The sequence below is a fragment of the Gardnerella vaginalis genome, assembly GCF_001546455.1.
Lineage (GTDB): Bacteria > Actinomycetota > Actinomycetes > Actinomycetales > Bifidobacteriaceae > Bifidobacterium > Bifidobacterium vaginale_B.
The window spans coordinates 1-1,722 of the sequence record NZ_KQ956801.1 but is presented as its reverse complement, the minus strand read 5'-3'; the positions used below and the strand labels follow the sequence as shown (position 1 = coordinate 1,722).

At 40.4% G+C, this 1,722-nt stretch carries 1 protein-coding gene and 1 pseudogene; both read right to left on the bottom strand.

Annotation, left to right across the window (positions count from 1 at the left end):
• Positions 1 to 299 (bottom strand): annotated as a pseudogene (locus HMPREF3216_RS00010) (amino acid ABC transporter permease); the annotation flags it as partial.
• A gap of 171 nt (positions 300 to 470) precedes the next feature.
• Positions 471 to 1,397, bottom strand: a complete 927-nt coding sequence (locus tag HMPREF3216_RS00005) for an ABC transporter substrate-binding protein (protein ID WP_060786380.1) — start codon at positions 1,395 to 1,397, stop codon at positions 471 to 473.
• Positions 1,398 to 1,722 lie beyond the last annotated feature (325 nt).

The following is a 1,722-nucleotide window of genomic DNA, read 5'->3' as shown; positions in this document are numbered from 1 at the left end:
ACAGGATTAACACTCTTGCGCATCATAGCCAATCCTATAGCAAGAACGATTGCAATAATCATAGACAAGAATGTAAGTATAAGAGTCCAAGCAATACCAGCAAGAACGTTATTGCTTATAAGATAAATTCCAACAACATCCCACTCAAATCGCGGATTGGTGACTATTGAGTAAAGAAGCGAGCATGCGATTATTGCTACGATTACGCCAGCCACGATTGGTCCAGGATTTTTTACTGGCAAAACGCTCTCGCCGCTAGGCGAATTTTGTAAATGCTTCTTACTTAAATTGTTAAACATACTTTCTCCATTAAAGCTTTGGGTTGTAGATTACTAATTAACACGTGTGCAATGCGTAGAAAATCAATGCAAATACATAGGAAGATGCATAGGCAAACACATAGGCAGATAAACAAATAAGGCGTGCGATTTACCTATGCTAATAGCTATAAACGCACGCCAAATTTAAAATCAGACTTCTGGGTTTACTTGCGATTTTTTAATGGCAACGTTTTCAACACCCCACTTTTTAAGAATGTCTTTGTAAACGCCATTCTTCATAAGCTTATCGATTGCAGCCTTAATAAGCTTTAGCATTTTAGCATCGCCCTTTTTAACAGCTGCGCCCATTGGCTCAGCGTCGTTGCTGCTTTCTAGAATCTCAAGCTTTCCGCTATTCTTTATTGCAGCGTAACCAGCCACAGGAGTATCTGCATACATAACGTCTGCGCGGCCAGAAAGCAAAGCTGTAGTGGCATCTGTTTGATCCTTAAAGCTCATGATTTCTAGCGGCTTATCGTTATTTGCAGCGCACTGCTTCTTGGCTTCTTCCATGATTGGTTCGCCAACAGTGCCAGTTTCTAATGTAACTTTTTTACCGCAAAGATTCTTTGGATCCACCTTAGTTGGATTGCCTTTACGAACTTCAAAAGATAAACCAGCATTTGCGTACGTTACAAAATCAACGGACTTCATGCGCTCAGCATTTACGGTAAAGCCAGAGATTCCAACGTTATACTTGCTTCCGATTGCTGGAATAATGGAATCAAACTGAGCATGCATAATCTTAGCCTTTAAGCCCATCAACTTTGCTAGCGCCTTAGAAAAATCAATTTCGTAACCGACTGGGGTTTTGCCATCGGCAGCAAAGAATTCTGCAGGAGCATAGCTAACATTTACGCCAACAGTTAGTTCGCCAGTTTTTGCAACGCTTTCTGGAACCAACTTTGCAATCTCATCGTCTTTTTGAACTTTGCTTACATCGTAGCTGCGTGCCACATCTGGGTCTGCTGCTTTAGAATCGGCAGGGCCGCATGCGCATGTGCATCCAATCAATGCAAGAGTTGCAATTGCTGCAATTGGCTTAATTGATTTAAAGATTGTGTTGCTGTTAGTCATTTTCTTCTCCTGTTCAATCCTTCAGTCTTAAACAATCAATAACTTATAATTTACAGTGATATGCATAACTATACACGATATCCCTACTAAATTGCGATTATTAAAATGCAAAAACTGCATATTCATAAATTGCCATACATTAATAGGCCGTAAATCAGCAAAAAATAACGAATCCGCAAATCAAAAGCCGTATATTATTCACAAAAATGAATAATATACGGCGTGTCGCTTATAGACCCACTACAAAATTGTACGATTACGCCAAGTAAGGTAGAGATTCGAGATTTTTCGTAGCGAGCGAGGTGAGCCTCAGCGCCGAAGGTGG